Source organism: Methylotuvimicrobium sp. (assembly GCF_050611805.1).
Taxonomy (GTDB): Bacteria; Pseudomonadota; Gammaproteobacteria; order Methylococcales; family Methylomonadaceae; genus Methylotuvimicrobium.
In genome coordinates this window covers 172,117-197,866 of record NZ_JBNGHF010000004.1, presented here as the reverse complement: position 1 = coordinate 197,866, position 25,750 = coordinate 172,117, and the positions used below count along the sequence as shown (strand labels likewise).

Below are 25,750 nucleotides of genomic sequence, written 5' to 3'. Positions count from 1 at the left end.
CACCGCTCACCGCTCACCGCTCACCGCTCACCGCTCACCGCTCACCGCTCACCGCCATAATGCGGATGGACGAAACCGTCCATCCTTTCCCGGTAGGGAAGATTAGGTTAGATTGTGGTAACCGGTTTCTTCGTGGGTTGCGATATCCAGGCCTTGTTGTTCTTGGTCTTTGGTGACTCTTAAACCGATCAGTAGATCCAGGACTTTCAAGATCAAATAACTAAAAAAACCGCTCCAGAGAATCGTGACGCCGACCGCCAGCGCTTGCACGCCGACTTGATCCATGATCGAAACGCCTTCGTCCAAACCCAATCCGCCTAAACTGGTGGCAGCGAAAACGCCGGTCAAAAGGGATCCGACGATGCCGCCGACGCCATGAACAGGAAATACGTCGAGCGAGTCGTCGATTTTCAGCTTTCGCTTCATGAATTGAGTGGCGACAAAGCAGAGAGCGCCTGCAGTAACGCCTATCACCAATGCGCCTGCGGGACCGACGAAGCCGGAAGCTGGCGTTATGGTGCCGAGGCCTGCGACCATACCGGTCACGATGCCCAATGCGCTGGGTTTGCCGAATTTGATCCATTCGATGAACATCCATGTTAAAGAGCCGGCTGCCGCACCGGTGTGCGTTACCAGGATCGCCATGCCGGCTGAACCGTCGGCGGTCAACGCACTGCCGCCATTGAAGCCGAACCAGCCTACCCACAGCATGCCGGCGCCGGTTAGCACCATCGTCATGTTATGAGGCGGCATCGCAGTAGTCGGGAAACCTCTTCGATTACCGAGAACCAAGGCCGATACTAGGGCCGCAACGCCGGCATTGACATGAATCACAATGCCGCCGGCGAAATCCATGACGCCCAAGTCGGCGAGCCAGCCGCCGCCCCAGATCCAATGACATATCGGCACATAAACCAGCAGCAACCACAAGGAGCTGAACCAGAGAATGGCTGAAAATTTCATGCGCTCTGCGAAACCACCGACGATCAATGCCGGCGTAATGATTGCAAAAGTCATTTGAAACATAAAGAAGACGGTCTCCGGTATGTCGCCGATTAGAGAATCCGTGACCAGGCTGGGCACGAAAAACTTATGGGTGCCGCCCAGGACTTGTTGCAAATCTCCTCCGTCGTCGAAAATCAGGCTATATACGCCTGCAAGCCATAGCAGCGAAACGATGCAGGTGATTGCGAAACATTGCGTTAGCACCGATAGCACGTTTTTGCTTCTGACGAGTCCGCCATAGAACAGGGAAAGCCCGGGCAGAGTCATGAAGAGCACTAATGCGGTGGAGGTTAATACCCATGCGGTATTGCTTTGATTGAGTTCGCCTGCCGCGGCAAGTTGCGGTAGGCCGAACAGTAAAATGAAACTGTTCAGTTTGTTAAGGGTCATGCTGTCCTCGTTAATTATTATAAGTTTTTAGTGGACGCGCGCGGAATTGTCGGTACCGGGAATAAATCATATCCAGGTACCGAATCGTTTGAGGCTTGCTCGTGAGCTTAACCCAGTCTTAACTAATGTGGTGCCTATGGTCTAAAATATTCAGCTATATAAGTTAAAAAATCATGCCGATTTTTACCCAGCTTTTACAAAGAAGGCAGGGTTGATATTGTCGTGCATAATGTTTATTTTATTTAACTTTCAATGTTTTATAATAGGCATCTCTTAAAGCAGGGTTAAATGGCGTCGCTGCCGGTTTCACCGGTTCGGATGCGAATCACTTGATCCAGACTTGTCACAAAAATCTTGCCGTCACCTATCTTCCCGGTATTAGCGGCTTTGACAATGGTTTCAATGGCCTGATCCAGAATTTCATCGGAAACGGCAATTTCCAATTTCACTTTTGGCAAAAAGTCCACGACATATTCCGCGCCGCGATAAAGTTCGGTATGCCCTTTTTGGCGCCCGAATCCTTTGACTTCGGTGGCAGTAACTCCCGCAACGCCGATTTCCGATAAGGCTTCTCTGACGTCATCCATTTTGAATGGTTTGATAATCGCTGTAATTAATTTCATATTGATCTTCCAGAGTGGTTAAGTTGCTATCGTATCCCTTTCGGGGTTCGGTTTAAGCCGCAATCATAGTTAAATATCCTAATAGTTACAATTTCATAAGGCTTAATCCGATGCGGGGCGTTACTTTTTCCGAAAAAAACGGGCGCATTGCGCGCCCGTTATTACTAGGCTAACGTGTTAGCGTTTGCTGCCTTCAGTCGTAAATTCGGGGTAAGCTTCCATGCCGCACTCGGAGAAATCGACGCCTTTGTATTCTTCTTCTTCGCTGACGCGGATGCCCATCGCTAGCTTGATTAAGTACCAAGTCAGTAGGCTGCTGAAGAAAACGAAGCCGAATATTGTTACGATGCCGATCAATTGGGCTGAAAAGCTGGCTTCTTCATTGGAGAAACAGACTGCTATCAACCCCCACATGCCGACGACGCCATGGACCGAAATCGCGCCAACCGGGTCGTCGATTTTGAGTTTATCCCAAGCCAGGATCGAGAAAACGACGATGACTCCTCCGACTGCACCGATGACGGTGGCCAATAATGGCGATGGCGTCAACGGCTCAGCGGTGATTGCAACCAATCCTGCCAAAGCGCCGTTCAGCGTCATGGAAAGATCGGCCTTGCCGAACATGAAGTGTGCGGTTAATAAGGCGGCAACAAGTCCTCCGGCAGCCGCCGTGTTGGTATTGACGAATACCATGGCAACCGAGTTGGCTTCGCCGATGTCCGAAATTTTTAATTCAGAACCACCATTAAATCCGAACCAACCCATCCAAAGAATGAAGGTTCCAAGAGTTGCCAGCGGCATGTTACAGCCTGGAATTGGGTTGATCGAGCCGTCCGCTCCATATTTTCCTTTACGTGCACCGAGTAATAATACTCCCGCCAATGCCGCGCTTGCGCCACACATGTGAACCACGCCGGAACCAGCAAAATCGAGAAAGCCCAGGCCATCGAGAAAGCCAGCACCCCATTTCCAATAACCTTGCAGCGGGTAGATGAAGCCGGTCATTACGATTGCGAATGCCAAGAATGACCACAGTTTCATGCGTTCGGCAACGGCGCCGGAGACGATTGACATTGCCGTGGCTACAAACACGACTTGAAAGAAAAAGTCGGCCATTTTCGAGTAATAGGTTTCTCCTCCGCTGCTCATTACGGCCTCGGTCGTATGGTCATCACCGAGCAGGAAGCTGATGCCGGGCCACACGCTGTTGACCGCTTCATCAGGGTACATGATGTTGTAACCGAACAACATGTACATGATGCAGGCGATAGCAAACAAGGCGATATTTTTGGTTAAAATTTCGGTGGTGTTTTTGGCTCTAACCAAACCAGCCTCGAGCATCGCAAACCCGGCCGCCATCCACATGACTAGTGCGCCGCTCATCAAAAAATAAAATGTATCGAGCGCGTAACTTAATTCAACTAATTTATCCACTTTCGATCTCCTCGTTAACGATGTTATAGAGCTTCTTCGCCGGTTTCACCGGTTCGGATGCGGACGACTTGCTCGAGATTGCTGACAAAAATTTTGCCGTCACCAATCTTGCCGGTATTGGCTGCTTTGGAAATGGCTTCTACAGCCGCTTCGAGCTGGTCGTCGCCGATGGCTACCTCGACCTTGGCCTTTGGTAGAAAGTCCACGACATATTCCGCGCCGCGATACAATTCCGTATGGCCTTTTTGGCGGCCAAAACCTTTAACTTCCGTTACGGTGACTCCTGAAACCCCTATTTCGGATAACGCTTCGCGTACATCGTCCAGCTTAAAGGGCTTAACAATTGCTGTTATTAATTTCATCTCTATGCCTCTTGTTAAGTTACGAACTCGAATTTGTTTAAAGCACAGAGCGTGCCATAAAAGCCAAGGATGTTATTAACCCAAGATTTGGGCATTTGCCTTAACTGGAGATATTGTTTTGTATCAATATGGTGCGACTTGCTTTAAACTCTGCACCATAATGATGCTAAGAAGGTTGGGTGGCCGATGAGTAGCGTTGTTTTTATAATTGAGATCAATTAGTTGCTTATATGGCATGTGAAGTGCTTAAAAAAGTGTGTAGCGATTTCGAAAGCCGGTAGCATTCATTTGCAGCGATCGTTTTAAGGTCTAGCGAACCTGCTTCCATTATTTGAAGAAGTCATTTTATGCTCTTTATACCCATCGTAGATCAAAATGCGGCACCGGGCTGTCCTCGGGCACTATCGAAATTTGAAGTGCGAAAGGTATGTGTGGAGCAAACAGTTCCACATTTTTGATTTGCTCGCGGATCAATGACCGGTTATTGGGGAGAGGCTATAAAACTTTTCCGGGCGGCTATATTGCAACTCAAAAAAATGATATCGTTATCGCGAAATATTCTTAGCAATTTATATATATAACAATCAACCTAGGAGACAACTTACATGTCTGTAGAAAATGTACTTAAAATGATTCAGGAGCACGATGTTAAATTTGTCGACTTTCGCTTTTGTGATACGCGCGGCAAAGAACAGCATGTGACTTTTCCTGCTCATGATGTGGATGAAGACCTCTTTGAAGAAGGCAAGATGTTCGATGGCTCCTCGGTTGCGGGCTGGAAAGGCATTAACGAGTCGGACATGATTCTGATGCCGGATCCAAGCACGGCAGTGATGGATCCGTTTTATGACGATAACACGCTGATTCTACGTTGCGATATCATCGAGCCGAACGACATGCAGGGCTACGAACGCGATCCGCGTTCTATCGCGAAACGCGCAGAAGCTTATCTGGCGAGTACCGGTATAGGTGATGCGGCTTTCTTCGGTCCTGAAAACGAGTTTTTCGTGTTTGACGATGTACGTTGGTCGTCCGATATTTCAGGTGCTTCATACAAGATCGATTCTTCCGAGGCAGGTTGGAACTCCGAAAAAGCTTATGAAGACGGAAACATGGGTCATCGCCCAAGCGTGAAAGGCGGTTATTTCCCTGTTCCTCCGGTCGATTCGTTGCAGGATATGCGTTCTGCGATGTGTTTGATTCTCGAAGAAATGGGCATGGTTACCGAAGTCCATCATCACGAAGTTGCAACAGCCGGTCAATGCGAGATAGGTGTTAAATTCGGTACTTTGGTCAAAAAAGCCGACGAAGTGCTGGATTTAAAATATGTCGTGACCAATATTGCGCATGCTTACGGTAAAACCGCGACATTCATGCCGAAACCGCTGGTAGGCGATAACGGTAGCGGTATGCATGTTCATCAATCCTTGGCCAAAAATGGCGTCAATCTATTTTCCGGCGACTTATACGGGGGCTTGTCGGAAACAGCTTTGTACTACATCGGCGGCATTATCAAGCACGCCAAAGCTTTGAACGCATTTACCAATGCTTCGACGAACAGCTATAAACGCTTAGTTCCAGGTTTCGAAGCTCCGGTAATGTTGGCGTACTCTGCGCGTAACCGTTCCGCTTCAATACGTATTCCTTTTGTCAGCAATCCGAAAGGCCGTCGTATCGAGGTGCGCTTCCCTGATTCGACTGCAAACCCTTATTTAGCGTTCTCTGCAATGCTAATGGCGGGTTTGGACGGTATTCAAAACAAAATTCATCCAGGCGATGCGATGGATAAAGATTTGTACGATTTACCGCCGGAAGAAGAAAAAGCGATTCCGCAAGTTTGCCATGCCTTCGATCAAGCTTTACAAGCATTGGATAGCGACCGCGAATTCTTGAAACAAGGCGGCGTGTTTACTGATGACGCCATCGACGGTTATATTGCGTTGAAAATGGAAGAGGTGACCCGTCTGCGGATGAGCACGCACCCGGTTGAATTCGATATGTATTACAGTCTGTAATTACGAATCGAAATAACAACAATAAAACGCCCCATAATGGGGCGTTTTTTATTTGGGTGCACCATAATGCCGTTCAAGGGTTTTGCCTAATCTTGTTTTGCACCGGAAATGATGGGGCCAGGGCAAGGGGAAAGGGGAAAGGGGAAAGGGGAAAGGGGAAAGGGGAAAGGGGAAAGATGAAAAGGAGTGGGAGTAGGGAGTCACTGGTATTAAGTTAAAGGGAGCCCGTCATTCCGCCATGGATTGGCGGAATCCAGGGCCATGGATGGATGGCAAGCTTTTGAGGCACATAGAGCCTGAATGCAAGCATTACTTATTTCTGTGACGTCTTAAACTTAATGGCGGCCTCGTAGGGTACGCTATGCGTACCATGGTAACCCCATTAATGCTAAGCAAGCCCTTATGGTTTGATATGGGTGTGGATTCGGTGCTTAACGGTATGAAGGTACGCGCAGCGTACCCTACAATTTATGTATAACGATAAGCGCTGGAGCGTGGAAACGAGGGAAACCGTTATTCCGGTAGGGATTGCCGAGATCCAGGGCTCAAAGGCCTGAATGCCTATTGCTAACCATGATCGTTGGAGGTTGTCGATTAGATGTCTAATTATTATGGTCTAGTATTTGCTTACTTTTAGTAAAGCGATCGTTTTCTTTGTCTATATGTTTGTTCCTTGATTAATCGATAAGCTCATGACTTTAAAAAACCGTGTATAAAAAGATTCTCGAACACTTAAATGAAGCGGTTTTGCTATTCGATCGGCAGCTTAAACTGACTTACATCAATACCGCCGGTGAGATTCTCTTCGCCGATAGTGCTCGACATTTGTTGGGCAATAGTGCCATGGAGTTATTCAAGACGATCGATTCCGAGCAAAGGTTGGATCTGGAGCAATGCCTGCGTATGGATGAGCCCTTAGTCGATCGTGAATTGACTCTGGATATCATGAATCAGAGCATTACGGTCAATTTTAGTGCGACGCCTGTGATCAATGATGATCAGGTTACGGAGGTTATTGTCGAATTGCAGCAATTGGACAGGCATTTACGCATTTCTAAGGAAGAACAACTGATTGCTCAGCAAACAACCGTTCGGATGTTGGTCAGAGGTTTGGCTCATGAAATCAAAAACCCTCTTGGAGGGTTAAGAGGTGCGGCGCAGTTGCTGGATCTTGAATTGGATGATCCTGAGCTTAAGGAATACACTCAAATCATTATTGCCGAGTCGGACAGGTTGCAAGGTTTAATGGATAAAATGCTCGGGCCTAATAAGCTACCGAATAAAGCGCTATTAAATATTCATGAAGTTGTCGAGCGGGTTAGGCAATTGGTGCTTATTGAAGCGAACGGAAAACTGAGCGTTATTCAGGATTACGATCCTAGTATTCCGGATGTTTTTGCTGATAAAAATCAATTGATTCAAGCGGTATTGAATATTGTCCGAAATGCCGTACAGGCGATGGAAGGCAGCGGAATACTGACTTTAAAAACCAGAGTCTGCCGACAAATGACGATCGGTCGCAAGAGAAATAAATTGACCGCGAGAATCGATATTATCGATAACGGTCCCGGAATCGATAAAGAGATGATGAGCAAGGTCTTTTATCCGATGATTACTGGACGGGCCAGTGGAACAGGGCTTGGTTTGTCCATCGCACAGTCTTTGATCAATCAACATGACGGCATGATCGAATGCGATAGTCAGCCCGGTCGTACCGTATTTTCTATTTATTTACCCCTGGAGAATCACCATGAGTAATTCGGGCATGGTTTGGGTCGTCGACGACGATAAATCCATCCGCTGGGTATTAGAAAAAGCCCTGCAAAAAGCCGCGATCGAGACCCGTTCGTTCACGAACGGTAATGTCTTGCTCGAGGCTTTAAAATCCGAGGAGCCGGACGCGTTGATCACCGATATTCGCATGCCCGGCATCGATGGCCTGCAGTTGTTGAAGAGCGTTCAAAGTAGTCATCCGGATTTGCCGGTCATTGTGATGACCGCGCATTCTGATTTGGAAAGCGCGGTATCGGCATTTCATGGCGGGGCCTTCGAATATCTGCCCAAACCGTTTGATATAAAAGAAGTCGTTGAGGTCGTTCGCCGCGCATGCGAGCATTCCAAGCAACGACAGGAATCAATACAGAACAACCATGTTGTTGAATCGACCCCGGAAATTATCGGTGCCGCACCGGCGATGCAAGAAGTATTTAGAGCGATAGGTCGATTGGCCCGGTCCCACATTACCGTGATGATCAATGGCGAGTCCGGAACCGGTAAGGAATTGGTGGCCAAGGCTTTACATCGTCATAGTCCAAGAGCGAGTAATCCGTTTATTGCGTTGAATATGGCCGCGATCCCTAAAGATTTGATGGAATCCGAATTATTCGGACATGAAAAAGGTGCGTTTACCGGTGCTCAAGCGCGAAGGTCGGGGCGATTCGAACAAGCCAATCACGGAACGCTGTTTCTCGACGAAATCGGCGATATGCCCGCCGAACTGCAAACGCGCTTGCTGAGAGTGCTGGCGGACGGAGAATTTTATCCGGTCGGTGCGCATTCATCGGTTAAGGTCGATGTTCGGATCATTGCCGCGACACACCAAAATCTTGAAGCCTTGGTCGCTCAAGGCCGGTTTCGCGAGGATTTATTTCACCGCTTGAATGTTATTCGTATTCATATTCCGCCGCTTCGCGATCGCCGAGAAGATATTCCGTTGCTAATGCAGTATTTTTTAAGTAAAGCCGCGGCCGAATTGAATACCGAATTAAAGGTGCTTAAGCCTGACGCAGAACAATTCTTGAAGGCTCTGGAATGGCCGGGCAATGTACGCCAGCTAGAGAATCTATGTCGTTGGCTGACCGTAATGGCTTCGGGCCGGGAAATTCACAAGAATGAATTGCCGCCGGAATTGCTGCATAGTCGGGAGGAGTCGGGCGGGACGGATGAGAATTGGCAAGGGGTGTTGAAGAAAAATATCGAGTACCAATTGCATAAGGGCGATCAGGAGATTGCCAAGCATACGATACCGGTAGTCGAAGCCATTTTGATTAAGTCGGCATTGGATTTTACCGGCGGAAAACGTCACGAAGCAGCTAAGCTATTGGGTTACGGTAGGAATACGCTGACTCGTAAGATTAAGGAGCTGGATATCGAGGAATGATCGTAAGTCCTGCGCCGAATTTTGATCTACGAAGTATATACACATGGCCGTCACGAAATCCTTATGGCTCGAGAAGAGGGCTTTCAAGGAAGAAAGCCCTCAATCCGGTGTGATTGCCTACAAGGTTTTAGCCTTTGAGCAAGTCTTTGACTTTAGCCATGATTCCGGCCGGATCGATGCCTTGGTGCGGGAATTGCTCCCACAAGCCGCCGCAGCCTTCTTTATGCGTTGCGATATGGGCAAATTTAGGCGTGAAACCGCGTTCCAGTAACCATGAGCCATAGCGACTACCCAGGCCGGTTTTGCGGTTGAACGATTCGACGACCAAAACCATCGGCGATTTTCCGACTTTGGCAAGCATGTCTTCGTCGATGACGTTCAATGTCGGTTTGTTGATCAAGCCGACATCAATGCCTTCTTTTTTCAAACGTTCAACTGCATCCAACGCGCGGTATAACGATTCGCCGAAGCTGACGACATAGCCTTGCGTGCCTTCGCGGATGACTTCGTCCTTGCCGGAAACGAATTTATAATTGCCGCCGAAGAAATCGTTCCCGTCGCTATCCAGAATCGCGGGCACCTTGGAGCGGGTAGAGAAAACGAAACGCAGACCCGGGTTGAAGAAAATAGTTTCCAAGCAGGCTTTCATTTGGTTCGGGTCGGCCGGGAAGTACAGATTGGTGTCGTAACCGTCGCTCAAACCGTTGTCGGCGAACATGTTGTTTAAACCGAAATGGCAGGTGTTGTCGGCCATGTCGTCGATACCGGAATGCGAGAAATGACATAACACGTTGGAATTGTTCAAGCGTGCCATCGTGATTTCGGAAATACACATTTCCAGGAAAGCACTGAATGTGCCGAAAATACCTTGTTTACCGGCTTCCATACCGAAACCGGCCGCTGCGGAAAAGTTGCCGCGTTCCATGATGCCGGAAGAGATGAAAATCTCGGGGTAAGCATCATGAATTTTCTTTAAGCCGCAAGAACCTTCAAGGTCGCTGTCGATCACGCGAACTTTATCCAGACGTTCCGTTTCTGACAAGCGGCCCAAAATCGCGACAGACGCATCGCCGAAGACGTTGCGGTTGGCATCCCATTTATCGCTGGAGCCGAGGAATGTGTAGTCTTGTTTCGGTGCTTTGATGGACTTCAGATGTTCAACAGCGGCTTGCTGACCGTTGGCTTCCAAGTATTCCAGCGCCAGTTTCACCGAAATGACATCGTGACCGTGAGTCGAGCCTTCCAAACCTTTGATGCCAGGGCACATAGGACGGTGATTGATGACCGCGACAGGACCTTGCGTGTTGATCGCGGTGACGATGCGGTGGTAAAGGTCGTCGAGGTCTTCGCCGTCGCCTTCTAGTACTTTAACGCCATGGCCTTCCAGTGTTTTAGCCGTGCTGCATCCGCCCAAATAATGGGAAGGGTGGCCGGCGATCGTGACATCGTTATCGTCGATAATGAGTTTCACGTTGAGTTGTTGAGCAACGGCAAGGCGCGCAGCTTCCGCATCGTTACCTTCTTGTTGCGAGCCGTCGGAACCCAAGCAAAATAATGTCTTGCTAGGGTTTGCCATCGCCACGCCGTTGACGTAAGGCCACATGTGACCTAAGCGACCGGAGCTGAATTTTACGCCGGGTGTAAAGCCCAATTCAGGATGGCCCGGTAGATGAGAATGCGCTTCACGGTAATGCATCAGCTTTTCGGCCGGTAAATCGCCGTTTAGCGTGGACATCAAGTATTGGGTGGCAACGCGGTGTCCTGCTTCATCAAAAAAGACAGGAACGAATTTGTCGTCGTTGCCGCGAAACAGGGCGTCTAGAATCATGACTTCAGGAACCGTATCGAACGGGCCGCCGGTGTGTCCGCCAACGCCTCTGGCGGCGCCGGTCGCTGTGAAAAAAACGATCGCATCGCGGCATAATTGAATATTGGCCTGCAGAGCCGATTTTTGTTCGGCGGTTAGTTTGTTGCTGCTTGGATCGAGTGAAATGCGCTGATAAGCGCCGAGATCGATTGGAAATTTAGACATAGTTATTTTTCTTTTCGGTTGGGTTAATAAACGTGCTTTGAACCTAGAAAAGCATTCCGCCATGAAGGTCGTGAAGAATAAAACGCTAATTCAATAGCTTATTTTGCCTATGCAAATCATTTTCCCGTAAAAGGTTATTTAAGATTTTAGGACAAGCCGTTGAGAGACTTCATGTGCTTCATGGTTAAACTGCCGAATTTAGGTTGAAAGCGCTCTCTTTAATAAAAACAATTAATCGGATGGTCGAGGTGCAATTTTTCTGGGTACCGCTGTCCTCCGAGCGAATCCGTGCGTTGGCTGCCGAAACTAGATCGGTATGCATTCCCACGGAGGACCGTGGGAACGAGGGAAACGGCGAGCAAAACTTAATAGCTCCAGGAAGTTATTTTTCACGAAATCCAAAACATTTCCATAGTGTCATCCATTTTGGTCCTTCTCCTAGCGTTAGGTGAGGGACCGAACACCCGGGCGCCTCCTTAAGCAACGCCGAAATTTGAAGTGCGAAAGGTATGGATAAGAATTTAGTTGGCCTGTCTAATGAATGTTAGTGCCTCACCGTATTCAGATTTCGTTATTCTAGCTTCGGTTTTGACATACCCCCGTCCGTGTCTACGGCAGTCTTGAATACGGGCTATTCTGAGCCTGATTTTTAACTGCCTAAAAATCACTTTCGAAAGTATAACTCGTAGGCAAGCTCAACAAAACACTTTCGCAAAAAATGTCGGCTCAATCGTTTCGAATCCAAGTTTGATTTTCACGCTCGGTGTAGCGGTCTCTTGCCAGTAATAGATAAAAAGAAGGGACGACGAAGAGCGTAAATAGAGTTCCAACGCCGAGACCGCTAGCGATTACCAAGCCGATATCGAAACGGCTTGCTGCGCCCGGGCCGGAGGCGATCAGTAAAGGGACCATCGCGACGATCATCGATACGGTGGTCATTAAAATCGGTCGGAGCCGAATTTTCGCTGCTTGCTCTACCGCTTCGCGTTTGGTCAAGCCTTCGTGGATCTGCAGTTGATTGGCGAATTCGACGATCAAAATACCATTCTTTGCAATTAAACCGATTAACGTGATCAAGCCGACTTGTGTATAAATATTGATCGATGCGAAGCCGAGCATGATGAAAGCTAGGGCGCTGGCGATCGAGAGCGGGACCGAAATTAGAATGATCAAAGGGTCGCGCCAGCTTTCGAATTGCGCAGCCAGCATTAAGTAAATGATCAACAGCGACATGAAAAAAGTCACGACTAAAGCGCTGCCTTGTTGGGCATATTGTCGAGAACTGCCGGTATAGTCGTAACTATAACCGCGCGGAAACAATTCATCGGCTTGCTGTTCCAAATATTCCATGGCGTCGCCGAGTGTCACGCCTGGCGCCATCATGCCCGATACGGTCAGGCTGTTGAGCTGTTGAAATTGAGTTCGTTTGCTGGGTTCGACCGATTGTTCAAGATGAACCAACGATGACAGCGGTACTTGTCCGCCAGATGCGGTGCGCAAATAATAATGATCGAACTTACTGGTATCGAGGCGCGATAAATCGTCGACTTGCGGTATCACTTTATAGCTTCTCCCCTGCAGGCTAAAGTGGTTGACATATTGTCCGCCTAGTAAAGATGCCAGGTTGCTGCCGATGTCTTGCATCGTCAATCCTAAATCCGCCGCTCTATCCCGGTCGATGACAAGGGTCGCTTTCGGTCGGTCGAAATTGACTTCCTTCATTAAAAAATTGAAGCGTCCGCTTTGTGTCGCACGATCGACCAGAAGGTCCGCTACTTGGTTAAGCGATGCGTAATCGGCATCGGTGACGATTACGAATTGTAGCGGTAGGCCGCCTCCCGATCCGGGTAAGCTTGGCCGTGGAATGACCGCGGTTTGGAAGCCGGCAATGGTGTTGACCTTAGCCTGTAATTCCGGCTGTATCGCCATTTGCGAACGTTTGCGCAATGCGGTCGAAGGCATTTTAAAGCCGCCGAATACAGTGTTGTTGCTGCCGCCGAAGCCTAGCAGCATAAAGCTTTCGTTGTATTCCGGTATCGATTCGAATTGTTTGATCAACTCTTCGGCATAAGCTTCGTTATAATTCAAAGTTGCAGTTTGCGGACCGCTCGCCATGACGAAAAGTATGCTTTGGTCCTCGGTTGGGGCCAATTCTTTTTGCGACAGGCTGAACATGAAATAAATGCTGATCAAGACCATCAGGGCAAATGCAAGTACTAAAGATGGCGTTTCCAGGAGCGGATGCAGCAATTTTCGATAACGTTCGGACCAATCGTTAAAGATTGCTTCGACCGCACGTTCGAAACGGCCGGCCTTGCCTTGGTCTTTCAGGATTTTGGAGCTCAACATCGGCGCTAATGTGAGCGCAACGATGCTCGAAATGACTACCGCGCCAGCCAAGGTAAAAGCGAATTCGGTAAACAACGTGCCTACCAATCCGCCCATGAAACCGACCGGTAAATAGACCGCAACCAGCGCAACCGTTGTCGCGATTACCGGAAGAACCAATTCGCGCGTGCCTTCGATGGCCGCTTCGAATTTGGATTTGCCCAATTCGATATGGCGATGCACGTTTTCGACGACAATGATCGCGTCGTCGACGACTAGACCGATGCCCAGCACCATTGCCAGCATGGTGAGCAGGTTTACCGAAAACCCCATGAGTAGCATCAAAAAAGTGCCGCCGATCAAGGATAGGGGGACTGTGATCGATGGAACCAGTGCGGCACGAATCGAGCCCAATGATAAATAAATAATCATTAAGACGATGAACAATGCTTCGGCCAGCGTGCGAAAGACTTCGTTGATCGAATCCTGGATAAAACGGCTCGCATCGTAAGGTAGCAGGATATGCATGGCTTCAGGCAAGTCTTTTTCAATTTCGTCCAACATATCGCGGACGGCATAGGCAACCGTCAGCGGGTTGGCTCCGGGTGCTTGTTCGATACCCATGAAAATTGCGGTCTTGCCTTTATACCAGTTGACCATGTCGTAATCTTCGCTGCCCAATTCGGTATCAGCAACATCGGATAGCCTGATTAGCGTACCGCCGCGATTGCCGACGATTAGATTGCGAAAATCCTGTTCGCTGACGACATCGGTTGTCGCGCTCAAATCAACTGTAACGAAATTCCCCTTGGTTTGACCGGCCCCCGACAAGTAATTGTTCGAGCGCAACACATTCGCAACATCCTCGGCAGTTACGCCGAGCGACGACATGCGTTTGGGGTCGAGCCAGATACGCATCGCAAAGGTTTTATTACCGAGTACATTGGCTTTGCCGACGCCTGGTATCGATTGGATTTTCGGTTTAACGACGCGAAGCATGTAATCGCTGATTTGCGAAGGTTTCATCGTATCGCTATATAACGCGACATACATCAATGCAGTCGTATCTCCGATTTGCGATGTAATAACGGGGTCTTCCGATTCGGCTGGTAAGACATTGCGTTGACTTGCTACTTTCGCTTGAATTTCGGCGACCGCGGCATTCGGGTCGTAGTTAAGGCGCATGTGCGCTTCAATCGTCGAAACGCCTTGGCGACTGTTCGAGGACAGATAATCGATGCCGTCGGCCTCGGCGATGGCCTGCTGTAGGGGCGTGGTAATGAATCCTTGCACTAAATCGCTGCTGGCGCCGGGATAGGACGTGGTAACAGTGACGACGGTATTTTCGGTTTCCGGGTATTGTCTGAGCTCCAGCGCCGTGATGGCTCTCAAGCCGAGTACTAAGATCAATAGACTGACAACGCTGGCGAGGACCGGCCGTTCGATGAAAAGGTCAGTGAACTTCACTGTGAAATCTCCCGTTCGCCTGGGGCGGGTTTATCATCCAACTTAACCGGCATGCCGTTACGTAGTTTGACTTGGCCGGCGCTAACGACACGTTCGCCAAGTTTCAAACCGCTAATGATTTCCACGCGGCCGGAGCGTGTTTGCCCGGTTTCGATTTGCCGGTTTTGTACGATCAGGCCTTGCCCGACTGTTTCGATCACGAATACCGAATTGCCGTAAGGGTTATAGGTGATCGCGGTATCGGGTAGTGTCAGTACCTTGAATGCTTGGTCCGATAAAATGTTGATTTGTGCGAACATGCCCGGGTGCAGCAGCTTTTCGCTGTTGTTTAGCGTGGCGCGAACTTGCGCGGATCGCGTGCCTTGATCGATCAGCGGACTTACGGCGCTGATTTTGCCGTTGAATTCTCGGTCCGGGTAAGCTTGCACGGTTGCAATGACTTGGCGGCCTTTAATGAGTTGATTCAGATAGCGTTCTGGAACGGTAAAGTCTAAATAAATCGGGTCCAGTTGTTGCAGTGACACGATTGCCGAACCTTCCGTTAAGTATTGGCCGAGGTTGACTAGACGAATGCCTAGTTTTCCGGTGAAAGGTGCGCGAATACGTTTTTTGTCAATCAGTGTGCGTTTAGCATGAACGGCCGCGGCGGTTTCGTCGAGTAGGGCATGGTTCTGATCGTAATCGGATTGGGAAATAAAATTTTTATCTATTAGCTTTTCGCTCCGCTCGAAGCGGATCTTGGCGAGCCGCATTTCGGCTTCGAGTCCTTGTAATTCTGCGCGATCGGTCGAAGCATCCAGTTCCAACAGCAATTGTCCTTTTTTAACCAATTGGCCGGAATCGAAATGAATCGCTTCGACTTTGCCGGCCACTTCGTTGCTGACGTCGACACCGGCAATGGCGGTTAAGCTTCCCACCGCGGACAATGTTGAAGGCCAGTTTTCTTGGGTGACTTCGGTGGCTGCAACGACGGCCGGTGGCGGAGGTTGAAATCGGCCGGCTTCTCGTTGAAGTTGGTAAAACTTCAGTCCGAAAATGCCGCCAAAAATCAACACGGAAAATAGTATTAAAATAAGAAAACGTTTGAGCATGTGAGGTTTAAAATACCGAGTCGATGGAATTGTTGGATTGATCCCTGCACCTAAATTAATGAAGATTTCCTCGTTCCCGACGTTCCTGCGTGGGAATGCATACTGATCTTGCTTCGGCAGCCAAGGTATCGGTTCCCACGGAGGACCGTTGGAACCAGGAAAATTATCCGAGATGATTGATTATAGCCAATGGATTATGAATTTAGGTGCTGGGTGAATGCGGATTTTTTAGAAGCAATAATCGGCCTAGCTCCTTAGCACTGAAATTTTCCTCGTTCTCACCGCTCTAGCGTGGGAATGCATACCGATTTTGCCTCGGTAGCCAAGATATGGGTTCCCACGGAGGACCGTGGGAACCGGAAAATTTAGGTGCTGGTTTCACGGCGTCTTTTAATGGGCACTCCAGTGTCGAAATTTGACTAGCAAAGGGTATAAAAACCACGACAACTAGCGGTTATCAAGTTCCTTTATCATTTGCCGGATCCGATTTAGCAATTGTCGTTGTTGCGTCGTCGGCAATCGCTTTAGGTCGCGTTCGAATTCAGTAAGACCGTAATTCGCCGTGTCATTACTCGAATCGGATAGTTGTATGCCACAATCGGCGAGAACGCGAGTGATGGGCTCGCGTGCATCATCTAGCGGCATCGCCCCCGACAATATTTTTTTGAGCATGGTATGGATGCGCACGAAAACCGATGTTCCGTTTAGTAACGCCTCGGCAAATGCTTGTGCATGCTCGTCGTTATAGGCTCTTCGTCTCGAATCCGAAAAAGTGCGCATTTCTATCGTAACGGGTGCTGCTTGATTATCGATTCGATAATCGAAGTCGAACGGTTGGTTTTGCGATGTGATCAGGCTGTTGGAATCGACTATTAGTTGCAATCGGTTGGCTTTGCAAACGATTTCGAGTCTAATCGAATCATAAAGTCCACGTTTCGGCATTGGCGATCGTGCTAGGCTGTATTCCAGGTTGGTTAAGCGGTCCCAGTCACGGTGGTAACTCCATGTGTGGAAATCCTGAGCTGTCGCGGTCTGGGGCAATAAAATGATAACGCAAAGGATCGGTAAGAAATACTGAAATAATCGAGTTCTAAGTTTCATTGAGCAATAGGCCGTAAAGCTTTGATAAAGAACCTTAGGATACACTAAAACCCGAATCGAAAGCTAAATCGAGTAAAGCCGATTCAATGCCTGGTAGGACGGCGGTTGAAACCCCGTTCTAAACATTTCGAAAGTGACCAAAGCAAGCCGAAATATTTACTGTGAACGTTCGTGAATTAAGGTTCTTTATCTAATTTTTCGATATTCAACACAATGCCGGCTCCGAAGAGGGGCGGTTGCACGATCGACAGGCGTCGGCGGCAGGGCAGATTTTTGCCCCTGCAAAATCTGCATTCACGCCATCCTTGGCGTTCGAACCGCCGTCGAGCCTACACGGAAGTATTTACCCAGCACCTAAATTATATATGTAATCAATCATGGCCAATAATCTATGGAATTTAGGTGCTGGGTTTACAGCGTCCTGTCGCAGGGGAGCCCTGTCGAAGGGTGAGCGGTAGTTTGGGGCTTCACCAGGCCGGTGAAAGTGTTGTAGACCCTTCATGCTTCGACTTGGCTCAGCACGAACGGTCTACAGCACATGCCAACTGCTCTTTTCAGGATTAATGCAGTGTATTGTCGGCTAATTCGCTTTCCCGCCGGAGCATCGATATCGAACGTCTTGTCGGGTCAATTCATCCGCCGGCATGGGGCGCGCGAATAAATAACCTTGAGCGATATTGCAACCTTCGCGTTCAAGAAATTGAGCTTGCTCCTCGGACTCAACGCCTTCCGCGACGGCTTCCAGCCCTAGGTTTCGAGCTAGCGAGATGATAACCCGAACGATGGCCTCGCCGTGTTCATCGCGGCCGATGTCCTGCACGAAGGATTGATCGATTTTTAACCGGTCCAGCGGGAGGTTTTTTAGATAAGCCAGACTGGAATAACCGGTGCCGAAATCGTCAATCGATAGCGAGATACCTTGTTGACGTAAATTATCCAAAATGCGCATGGCTTGCTCCGGTTGGCGCATGATCATCGATTCAGTCACTTCCAATTCCAGATGCTTGGCAGGGATATTGACTCTCTCCAAAGCTGCGGATATTTGGCCTGCGAGATCCTCTCGGTCGATTTGTTGCACCGATAAATTGACCGATGCGAGAGGAACGTCAAAGCCATCCGCTTGCCACTCGGCCATTTGTCTGACGGCTTCATTTAAAACCCATTCGCCGATTTCACCGATGATACCCATGTCCTCGGCTAACGGAATGAATTGGCCTGGCGAGACTAAGCCTAATTCTGCGTGTTGCCAACGCACTAATGCCTCGACTCCCGCAAGCGTACGGTCGAGCAAATTAATTTGAGGTTGATAATAAAGTAAAAGCTCGTTTCGGGCGACTGCGCCGCGCAGAGCGTTCTCCATGATCAAGCGCTCGAAAGCGCCGGTAGTTAGGCCTGATGAAAAGAATTGATATGTATTACGGCCTTGTTGTTTGGCTTGATACATCGCTAGGTCGGCATGTTTCAGTAGTGTATCGACGTCTTTGCCGTCTTGCGGAAACAGTGCGATGCCGATGCTGGCGGTCACGGTTAACGTGTGGTCATCGATGAACATCGGCCGGTTAAAAATTTGCAATAATTTATGTGCGACGATGACCGCATGATGCGCGGTGGAATCGTCTTCCAACAGCAGAACGAATTCGTCGCCGCCTAGTCGGGCCAGCGTATCGTCGGCTCGAATCGCTTGTTGCATACGTTCGGCGGCTTCTTTCAATAAGTCGTCGCCTACCGGGTGACCCAGAGTATCGTTAATTGTTTTGAACCGGTCCAGATCAAGAAATAATACGGCCAGGTTCTTGTTTTCTCGTTGCGCATGGATCAAGGCATGCCCGAGGCGGTCTCTGAATAAGGTGCGATTAGGTAGGCGTGTTAATGCATCGTGATGAGCCAGAAAGTCGAGTTGCGCCTGGGCTTCCTTGACCGAGCTGATATCGTTGAACACGCCGACAAAATGCGTGGTGGTGCCTTCGCTGTTTTTGACCGCACTGATAGTCAACCATTCCGGATAAACTTCGCCGTTTTTACGCCGATTCCAGACTTCGCCGCGCCAATGGCCTGTGCCTAATAGTGTATTCCACAACTCGAAAAAAAAAGACCTGTCTTGGTGGTTTGATTTCAGGATGCGGGGGTTTTTTCCTAACACCTCGATCTTGGTATAGCCGGTGATTTGTTCGAAGGCCGGATTAACGGCTACGATATTGGCATCGATGTCGGTAACGATGATGCCTTCGCCGGTCGATTCAAAGACCTGGTCGGCGAGACGAAGCTTTTCGAGATAGCGCTTGCGTTCGTCGCGTAGTTCTTTTTCTTCCAACGCATGCCGGATCGCGGCGCCCAAGCGAGCAGGACGGTCTTTCAACACATAATCGAAAGCGCCTTTTTGCAAGGCATCGATCGCGATTTCCTCGCCGATACTGCCGGAAACAACCACGACAGGAATATCGTTATCGCGGTTATGTAGCAGTTCCAAGACTTTGAGTCCGCTGAATTTCGGTAGACACCAGTCGGTTAAAATCAAATCAGGCCGGGTATCGAGCGCTTGCAGAAAGTCCTGTTCGTTTTGTACCCGTTGCCAATCGAAACTTAATCCGTCATTCTTCAGTTGTAATACCATCAGTTCGGCATCGACCGGGACGTCCTCGACGATCAGAATACGCAATACTTCGTTACGTTCCATAAATGATTTAGTCATTTTCCGCCTCAGGTTTAGAGGTAACTCCGAGCGGCGGCCCGACATTTAGACTTAACCAATAGTTTTCGATTTGCTTGATGACTTCGATAAAGCCGGAAAACGAGACGGGTTTGACGAGATAGGAATTAGCGCCGATATCGTAAGATAAAGCCCGGTCGCCTTCTTCGCGTGATGAAGTCAAAATAACGACCGGTATGCGTTTGATCAATGGTGCGGTTTTGATTTGCTTGAGTACATCGAAGCCGTCGATACCCGGCATTTTAAGATCTAGCAGTATCAGATTTGGTAACGGATAACGCTTTCGGTCGCCGTAGTCGCCGCGTCCGAATAAATAATCGAGCGCTTCGCGGCCGCTTGAGGCCGTTTCGATTCGGTTGATCAGCCGGGCTTCATGAAAGGCGTCCAGTGCTAATTCGATATCCATGCGATTATCGTCCACTAACAATATAAAGGCCTCATTTTTCATAACGATTCTCATGCTTTAATTGGCGACGGGAAGCCGAACACTAAACGTGCTGCCGTTGCCAGGGGTGGATTCGACTTCTACCGAGCCGCCCATCATGCGTGCCGATTTGGCGACGATGGCGAGACCTATCCCTGTTCCCGGGTATTCGTCTTCACTGTGCAGGCGCTGAAAAACCTGAAAAATTTTATCATAATACTCAGGTTCGATACCTATGCCGTTATCGGTCACTTGAATGATGGCTCGGCCGTTATTATTGCGCGACGAGATTGTGATTTTGGGCGGAATATCCGGTTTACGGTAAATCAACGCATTATCGAGTAAGTTGGATAATATTTGCCCAATTAAAGTGACGTCGCCGATTGGTGACGCCAGCGGTTCGATGATTTCAAGCGAGGCTTGAGTCGCCGTCATGCGTTCGGCAAATGTTGCCGATAGTTGTTTCAGCAACGGCGATAGATCTATAGGGCTCATTTGTATGGCGCGCCGCCCGGTGCGAGAATATTCCAGTAGGTCCTCGATCAATTGACTCATACGGTTTCCGGCTTCGATGACGTTATCGAGATAATGGCGGCCCTCGTCATTTAGCGCATTGCTATGCCTGCGTGCCAGAATTTGCGCAAAACCGTTAATGGCACGCAGTGGTGCGCGTAGGTCGTGCGAAACCGAATAGGAAAACGATTCGAGTTCTTTATTGGCTTGTTCCAGTTCGGCCGTGCGTTCGCTAACTCGTCGTTCCAGATATGCATTCAGTCTGAGCACTTCCTGTTCCGCTTCGATTCGTTCGGTGATGTCCAAGCAGTAGCCCAGATAGCCGACAAAATCGCCCTTGTGATCGTAACGAGGCACGCCGTCGTCGATAATCCATCGGTATTCCCCATCGTGACGCCGCAAGCGGTAAACGATAGAGAATTTTTCGTGCTTGTCGAAAGACTCATTATAAACTTGCACGCAACGATCGTAGTCATCGGTATGCACGCCTTCGGCCCAGCCGAAACCCCATTCTTGTTCCTGCGTCCGTCCGGTGAATTGAAGCCAGGGTTCGTTGAAATAGTCGCACATTTTATCGAGGCGCGCCGACCAAATGAGTACGCGCCCGTTATTGGCAAGTGAACGGTAACGCGTTTCGCTTTCTTTCAATGCAATTTCGGCGGCCTTTTGATCTTCGATCAAGCTTAATAATACCAAGCGCTGTCGGTCCGATTCTTTTAACAATTGTTCGGTTTCGGTTCGTGCCGCATGAGTGGCTTGTTCGGCTTGTTTTCGTTTGGTGATATCGATCACGATCGCGACTGTCCAGTTCGGCGACCGACCTTGTTCCCATAACGGCGAAACCGTTAAATTGACCCAAACGCTGTGACCTTTTTTATGGATATAGCGTTTTTCCATTGAAAATTCGCGAATTTCTCCGGCCAGAAGTCGCTGCGTTTTTGCGTTGTCGTCTGCTAGGTCTTCGGGGTGCGTGATGCTTTGATAGGTTAGGTGTTCCATTTCATTGCGGGTATATCCGACGATATCGCAAAATCGTCGATTGATTCGCATGAAGCGGCCGGTGCGTATGTCGATTTGAGCAACGCCAGCCGCGGCTTGCTCGAATAAGGTGCGAAATCGCGTCTCGCTTTCGCGAAGCATCGCAGTGTTTCGGTCGCGGCGAAGCCTTATTATCATTAGCGATCCGAGCATGACAACCGCTAAAGGGTAGATCGTCAAAACCGGTAAGGCGATATCAGACAGGACCCGAACTGCGGTGGAATAAGGAAGGATCAGCATCAAGGATAGCATCAAAACATGCACGAAAAGCCCGAATAACCAAAGTTCGCGCCACGATATTTCGACGAGCGGTGATGGCCGAAAATGCCGCCAAAGTATGCCGGCGAGTCCCGATACGATAATGACCGAAACTCCGGTCCATGTTGCAATGCCGCCTTGATAGAGACGTAATGCCGCTGTTCCGGCCATGGCAACGGCGGTCGGGATGGTGCCGAAGAACAGGCCGGAAATACTTAACAGTACCGACCGAGTATCGAAGATGATGCCGGGTTGATAATACCAAGGCGTCAGCATGATGACCATGCCGATCAAGGCAATACCCAGGCCGATTACAATTTGTCCGGCTAACTTAGGCTTGAATAAGAAACGACCGGTTGTCATGTCGAAGGCTAGCGCGATCGTCAGCAGTAATGCGGCATTTTGGAGTGTTGCTAGCGCGCCGGAGACAATCATGGTTTGAGTTCCGGTACTGAAGCGGAGTAGCGCGTCGGTTCGCCGAGCCGGGTTAGTAGGGCGTTGACTTCTTGTTTCAAGTCCATGATTCTGGACTCCCTGTCTAAGGTGACCGTGTGCCAGCGGCGCAGTTCGTCTAATTGCCGGTTAAGTTTTTGAGTATCCTGTTCTCTTTCTATCGCAATCGCGGCTAAATGCGCAAAATTACTGATCAACTGTCGCTCGCTTTCGGTTGCGTGGCGCGGCGTTCGGTAATAAGCCGCAAAAGTGCCGAGTACCTTACCGGTCCCGGAAAGAATCGGTGTAGACCAGCATGCGCGCAAACCCTGGTCGAGAGCGAGGCGATTATAATTTTTCCATAGCGGGCTTTGGGCGATATCGTCGACGAATACCGGTTGCTTAGTAAAAGCCGCGGTGCCGCAGGAACCGACGGAAGGCCCGATTTCAATGCCGTCCACGGCTAGATTGTATACATCAGGCAGGCTCGGTGCTGATCCGTGCCGAAGATGTAAGTCGTCCGCATCCATTAATAAGATCGAGCACAGCATATCGGGGCAGTGCTGTTCTATGTTGCGGGCGATATGTTTCAGTATTGTTGTTAGCGGCCGTCCTTCGGTGATTTGCTCCAAGGTATTGTTTGCTGCGGCGAGTAAAGCTTGCTGGTGTTTGAGTTCGCTGATGTCTCGGGCGATGCCTAGAACGCCGATGAGTTTTTGGTTGGCATCGTACATCGGCGTTTTCGTGGTTTGCACCCGAATATTGCGCCCGTTTCCCGAAAAAGTCAGTGTTTCTTCGTTCGTGACCGGTTTGCCCGCGGCTGCCGCAGCGAGGTCGTTCGCACGGAAGTTGTTCGCTGTTTCCGAGTCGACAAAGTCGTAATCGGTTTTGCCGATAATTTCGGATACAGGGACTCCGAATAATTTTTCGATAGCCGGATTGCAGGCCAGGAAGGTACCGCTATGATCTTTTAGCCATACAAAATCGGGTATCGTCTCGAAGAGTGTTTTTAATCTATGTTCGGCTTGTTTACGCGCGGTTTCGCGTTCGAAATTATCCAATGCGAAAGAAATATCCTGAGCCATTTCTTCCAACAAAGTGCGCATTTGCCGGTCGAAAATATGCGTTTCTGCGGCATAAAGGTTGAATACCGCGACCAAGCGGTTATCGCTGCGCAAGGGTAGTGCAACCGATGCGCCGATGCCGTATTGCCGGGCCAAGTCATGCCATGGCCCGGTTGCGGGGTCGTTAAGAAAGTCCTCGCAATAATAGGGGCGTCCATTGCGTATGACGTTGGCGGTCGGCCCCCTGCCTTTCAATGAATCGGGGTCGATCACGATTTCGGTTTGACGGATGTATTCATCGAGCGCGCCGTAGCTGGCTACCGGTTCGATTCGACCGGATATGTCGTCGATGCGGCCGATCCAAGCGCCAAGATAACCGCCGTATTCGACTGCGATGCGGCAGAGGCGCTGAAAAAGCTTATCCGGATCGCGAGTTCTTACGATCGCCTGATTGGTTTCGCTGAGTGTTGCATAGGCTTTATTGAGGCGCTGTATTTGCTCTTCGGCGGCTTGTCGAGCGCTAATGTCACGAATAAAGCTTTGTCGGTAATGATTGCCGTCGATCTCTAAAAGGCTGCAACTGATTTCGACCGGAAAGATATTGCCGTTTTTGTGTAATTGTAACGTTTCGAACAACGCTCCGTCCTTCGTGTCGGTGTGCGGCCAGATGTTTTGGATGGCGGACTGAAGATGCGACGGCGTTAAGTCGCGGATAGTCATCGAGCACAATTCGTCGATTTCGTAACCGTATGCCGTTGAGGCGGCATCGTTGGCTTCGACGATGCGTCCTTCGAGATCGGTTAGTAAAAAGATATCGCGCGCGAGTTTAACCAACCTGTCATAATGCCCGACAATTGCTGCTCGATCTTCCAGTTGCCGTTGCCGGAATAAGGCAAAGCGCATTTGTTGGCTGCGCCAGAGCAGCAAAACGGCAAGACCTCCGGCTCCAACTGCAAATATGACCACCAGGAGTATCAATCTTGCCCGTAGTTTCAACGGTTTCAATATTGCATCGGTGTTATTTTCTAATAAGACATGCCAAGGCATGCCGGAAATCGGTTGAAATGCCGCCAATACTTCCATATCGCGGTCATTGATGCATACGCAGAAACCGGTGCCGTCAAGCACTGCTCGGGTAGCGGACAAGTTTGTTTGGCTTAATGGTTTGCGCAGTGTGAGTGGTGAGTTGGCTATCCCTATGGTTTTGTTGAGATAGACCACTTCATCGCCTTCTCGATGCACTAAAAATAATTCCGAATCGGCGGAAATGGCCGACCATTCATTGAGAGATTTGTAAAGCTGTATAGTCGGATCGGCGCTCAATACCATCATGACATAGGTTTTTTGCGGCTCATTGACGATAATCGGTGCGATGAATTCGAGACGATATTGGTCGGGAGCGGATCTGGGGCGATGAATGTAGTTGATCGTCAATTTCCGGGATTGTGACGAGTCGATAATGGTTTTTCGTAATGCGTCTGTAGCTTCGATGGCTTCGCCGGTTGCAAATAAAGGATGCCCTTGCTTGGTATAGATCGTTACGCCGACCCATTCTTTGGTTTCGAGCAGGGTGTCGAAATGGCTTTGCAGTTTTGCTTCAAGTGTTTTGGCTAGTTGCCCGGAAACGGGTGCGTCGATGGCTAAAAGCATCGGATGGGATTGTATCAGCTTGATGTCCTGGCGGCGTTCGGTTAACCAATTTTCTATATGGCGGGCTTTGAGTTTGACTATGGACGATTGTACGGAAAATTGCCGTGCGGTGAACTCTTTAGCCTGTTGGCGATATACCAAATAGCTGAAGCCGCCAATCGAGAGGGCTATTAAAATGTAAGCGGCGATCAGTAAACCGGCTCGAAAGTTGAAAAGCCCGGAGTCTGCTTCATTCTGGGGTGGAAGTTTTAATCTCAACAATGCATAAAGGATCAGCGCGGTCATTAATACGAAGGCCGAGCCTTTCCAGGCTTGGATTCGCACTAACAGAGTCCTGTCGGTGATGAGTAAGTCGACTAGCCAATCCGAAGTCAATATCCAAAAGCCGGCGAAAGCCAAATACAGGAGTGTGATGATGGCGGCTTTTGAAAGTCGTTGGCGCACTGTCATGTTCCTATAGTGAGCTCATAAAGTCGGCGTTGACTAAGGATTTCCTGATAAATAACCTCCTGGAACTATGAGCTTTGTTGAGGGTTCGGTAACTCGCTTGGCAGGACGCCGTGAACCCAGCACCTAAATTATCTAAGATAGTTAACCATAGCCAATGGGCTATGGAATTTAGGTGCTGGGTGAATACGTCCTTGTAGGCTTGACGG

The 25,750-nt window shown here is 49.3% G+C and carries 15 protein-coding genes; 3 read left to right on the top strand and 12 right to left on the bottom strand.

Annotated elements, in window-relative coordinates; all coding sequences use genetic code 11:
• Positions 1-102: 102 nt before the first annotated feature.
• The 4 genes from ACRJJO_RS03935 to glnK form a co-directional block, all read right to left on the bottom strand.
• The gene (locus ACRJJO_RS03935) at positions 103-1,395 is read right to left on the bottom strand and encodes an ammonium transporter (RefSeq protein WP_431064612.1); all 1,293 of its coding nucleotides are present in this window, start codon (positions 1,393-1,395) and stop codon (positions 103-105) included.
• A gap of 284 nt (positions 1,396-1,679) precedes the next feature.
• Positions 1,680-2,018 carry a P-II family nitrogen regulator gene (locus ACRJJO_RS03930; RefSeq protein ID WP_431064611.1) on the bottom strand — a complete coding sequence of 113 codons (339 nt, stop codon included), beginning with the start codon at positions 2,016-2,018 and terminating at the stop codon, positions 1,680-1,682.
• A 177-nt stretch (positions 2,019-2,195) separates the two neighbouring features.
• Positions 2,196-3,452 (bottom strand): ammonium transporter, encoded by a 1,257-nt coding sequence (locus tag ACRJJO_RS03925; RefSeq protein WP_431064610.1) that lies wholly within the window; start codon positions 3,450-3,452, stop codon positions 2,196-2,198.
• A 23-nt stretch (positions 3,453-3,475) separates the two neighbouring features.
• On the bottom strand, positions 3,476-3,814 hold the full coding sequence (glnK, locus tag ACRJJO_RS03920) for a P-II family nitrogen regulator (protein ID WP_014147354.1): 339 nt from the start codon (positions 3,812-3,814) through the stop codon (positions 3,476-3,478).
• Positions 3,815-4,419: 605 nt separating this feature from the next.
• On the opposite strand from glnK, the gene glnA reads away from it, so the two are divergent.
• The 3 genes from glnA to ntrC all read left to right on the top strand — a co-directional run bounded on the left by glnA (position 4,420) and on the right by ntrC (position 8,989).
• Positions 4,420-5,829 (top strand): glutamate--ammonia ligase, encoded by a 1,410-nt coding sequence (glnA, locus tag ACRJJO_RS03915; RefSeq protein ID WP_431064609.1) that lies wholly within the window; start codon positions 4,420-4,422, stop codon positions 5,827-5,829.
• Positions 5,830-6,537: 708 nt separating this feature from the next.
• Positions 6,538-7,587, top strand: coding sequence for a nitrogen regulation protein NR(II) (glnL, locus tag ACRJJO_RS03910; RefSeq protein WP_431064608.1), 1,050 nt, complete (start codon positions 6,538-6,540; stop codon positions 7,585-7,587).
• Positions 7,580-8,989: a nitrogen regulation protein NR(I) gene (gene ntrC, locus ACRJJO_RS03905; RefSeq protein ID WP_431064607.1), complete on the top strand. Its 1,410-nt coding sequence runs from the start codon at positions 7,580-7,582 to the stop codon at positions 8,987-8,989. Before glnL ends, ntrC begins: the two co-directional genes overlap by 8 nt.
• Before the next feature lie 127 nt (positions 8,990-9,116).
• Here ntrC and ACRJJO_RS03900 read toward each other — a convergent pair whose 3' ends face one another.
• The 8 genes from ACRJJO_RS03900 to ACRJJO_RS03865 all read right to left on the bottom strand — a co-directional run bounded on the left by ACRJJO_RS03900 (position 9,117) and on the right by ACRJJO_RS03865 (position 25,538).
• Positions 9,117-11,021: a transketolase C-terminal domain-containing protein gene (locus ACRJJO_RS03900; protein ID WP_431064606.1), complete on the bottom strand. Its 1,905-nt coding sequence runs from the start codon at positions 11,019-11,021 to the stop codon at positions 9,117-9,119.
• Positions 11,022-11,747: 726 nt separating this feature from the next.
• On the bottom strand, positions 11,748-14,816 hold the full coding sequence (locus tag ACRJJO_RS03895; RefSeq protein WP_431064605.1) for an efflux RND transporter permease subunit: 3,069 nt from the start codon (positions 14,814-14,816) through the stop codon (positions 11,748-11,750).
• A complete protein-coding gene (locus tag ACRJJO_RS03890) occupies positions 14,813-15,907 on the bottom strand; it encodes an efflux RND transporter periplasmic adaptor subunit (RefSeq protein ID WP_431064604.1) in 1,095 nt (364 codons plus the stop codon). Before ACRJJO_RS03890 ends, ACRJJO_RS03895 begins: the two co-directional genes overlap by 4 nt.
• Positions 15,908-16,354: 447 nt before the next feature.
• A complete protein-coding gene (locus tag ACRJJO_RS03885) occupies positions 16,355-16,849 on the bottom strand; it encodes a hypothetical protein (RefSeq protein ID WP_431064603.1) in 495 nt (164 codons plus the stop codon).
• A gap of 739 nt (positions 16,850-17,588) precedes the next feature.
• On the bottom strand, positions 17,589-19,697 hold the full coding sequence (locus tag ACRJJO_RS03880; RefSeq protein ID WP_431064602.1) for an EAL domain-containing response regulator: 2,109 nt from the start codon (positions 19,695-19,697) through the stop codon (positions 17,589-17,591).
• The gene (locus ACRJJO_RS03875) at positions 19,690-20,163 is read right to left on the bottom strand and encodes a response regulator (protein WP_431064601.1); all 474 of its coding nucleotides are present in this window, start codon (positions 20,161-20,163) and stop codon (positions 19,690-19,692) included. The genes ACRJJO_RS03880 and ACRJJO_RS03875 overlap by 8 nt, the downstream gene beginning before the upstream one ends.
• A 15-nt stretch (positions 20,164-20,178) precedes the next feature.
• Complete coding sequence (locus ACRJJO_RS03870; RefSeq protein ID WP_431064600.1) at positions 20,179-22,383, bottom strand: PAS domain S-box protein; 2,205 nt, start codon at positions 22,381-22,383, stop codon at positions 20,179-20,181.
• Entirely contained in the window at positions 22,380-25,538 is a 3,159-nt protein-coding gene (locus tag ACRJJO_RS03865) for a GAF domain-containing protein (RefSeq protein WP_431064599.1), read from the bottom strand. The genes ACRJJO_RS03870 and ACRJJO_RS03865 overlap by 4 nt, the downstream gene beginning before the upstream one ends.
• Positions 25,539-25,750 lie beyond the last annotated feature (212 nt).